The 1,533-nt window shown below is 65.6% G+C and carries 1 protein-coding gene; it reads right to left on the bottom strand.

All coding sequences use genetic code 11. The annotated features are described in order from the left end of the window. On the bottom strand, nt 1–1,533 hold a 1,533-nt coding region (locus FIV35_RS29440; protein WP_146375130.1), incomplete at both ends, for a Tn3 family transposase.

The following is a 1,533-nucleotide window of genomic DNA, read 5'->3' as shown; positions in this document are numbered from 1 at the left end:
AGCCAAGTAGGCGGAAGAGCCCGAACACCACATCGCTGTAGGCCCCGGTGTCGGTCATGATTTGCGTCGGCTGCAACTCGGTCTGCTGTTCCAGCACGACCGCCAGCAACACCAGGCTGTCGCGCAGCGTGCCGGGCACGGTGATGGCGTTGAGGCCGGAGAATTGGTCGGAAATCAGGTTGTACCAGGTGACACCCCGGCCGGTGCCGAAATACTTCGGATTGGGGCCGGCATGCACGGTGCGCACCGGTACGACGAAGCGCATGCCATCGGCGGAGGCGACCTCGCCGCCACCCCAGACTTGGGCCAGTTCCAGTTGGCTTTGCGCTCCGACCAGGATGGCGTTAGCCGCTGACAGGGTGTCGTCGCGGATATAATTCTGGCTGACCCAGGACAGCCGGTCACGGCGCAGCGCCGGGTTGTCGGTGCGGATCAAGGGCTCCAGGCCGGTGTTGCAGGCCCCGCCCAACAGCACCGCGCAGAGGCTGGTGACCAGGTTGTCGGCGCGTGCATTGCGTTCGGAGACATGGGTGAAGGCCTCGGAAAAGCCAGTGCGGGCGGCGATTTCCAAGAGGATTTCCGGCAGATCGACACGCGGCATCAGGTCAGACACGGCCGCCCGCAGTTGCAGCAACGAGCAGGGCTCGTCCAGCTTGTCCAGCGCCCCGAGCGACAGTTCGGTCTTGCCCTCGGTGTTCTCGCTCAGTTGAATCGCCGGGTTGTCGGGCAGGCGCGCGGCTACTGCCAGCCAGGTTGCATCCAGCTCGACGGACAAGGCGTCCAGGGTGGTTTTGGCGTCGATGGTCAGGCCCAGTGACCGGCAGATGATCGGTCGCGCCGCCAGCCATTCGGCACCGTCGAGCAGGCCAAGACGCGGGTCGGCATAGCGCCAACTGGGCGAGACGAAGACATCGCGGCGGCGCAGGGCCGTGCGCAGCGCATCGAGCGTGCAGAACACATAGGCACCCATGTCGAGGGAGCCATCTTCGCGGGTGATGTGCTTCTGCCAAGCCTTGGCCACGATCTCCTGCGGCGCGTCATCCTCTGGCTTCCGGCGCGGCAGGTTCAGTTGCAGCCACTCCAGACTAGCCGCCACGCCCTTGCCGGCCGGGCTGAAGCCGAAGCGGATGTGCTTGAGCAGGTCGGGCAGGAAGCGGCGCACGCTGCGGTAGCGCGCTTCCAATGCAAGAAAATAGACGTCATCTACCGGGCGGATCAGCGCGTTGACCTCTTCCAGGGCCTTTTCCAGGGTGGTCCTCGGCAGGTCGTTGAACAGCCGGGCGCGCACGTTGTCATCGCTGATCGAGCTGTCCAGCACGACCTTGCACGCGGCGGCGAGCGTCGCGGCCGACCGATCCAGGTCTTTCAGGCTGCGCATGCGGGCTTTCTTGTCGGCCTTCTCCGCGTTGCTGAACAGGTCGCGCAGCAAGGCCTCCAGGACTTCCAGTGCGTCGTCGTGCGCAGTCGCCTCCAGGCAGAGTGCGAAGGCCACCAGTGTCGCCATCCGCCGCGACGCCGGCAGCCGATTAATCG

The organism is Pseudomonas rhodesiae, assembly GCF_007858255.1.
Classification (GTDB): Bacteria; Pseudomonadota; Gammaproteobacteria; order Pseudomonadales; family Pseudomonadaceae; genus Aquipseudomonas; species Aquipseudomonas rhodesiae.
Note: the sequence above shows the minus strand (reverse complement) of the source record. Positions and strands in the feature narration are given on the sequence as shown.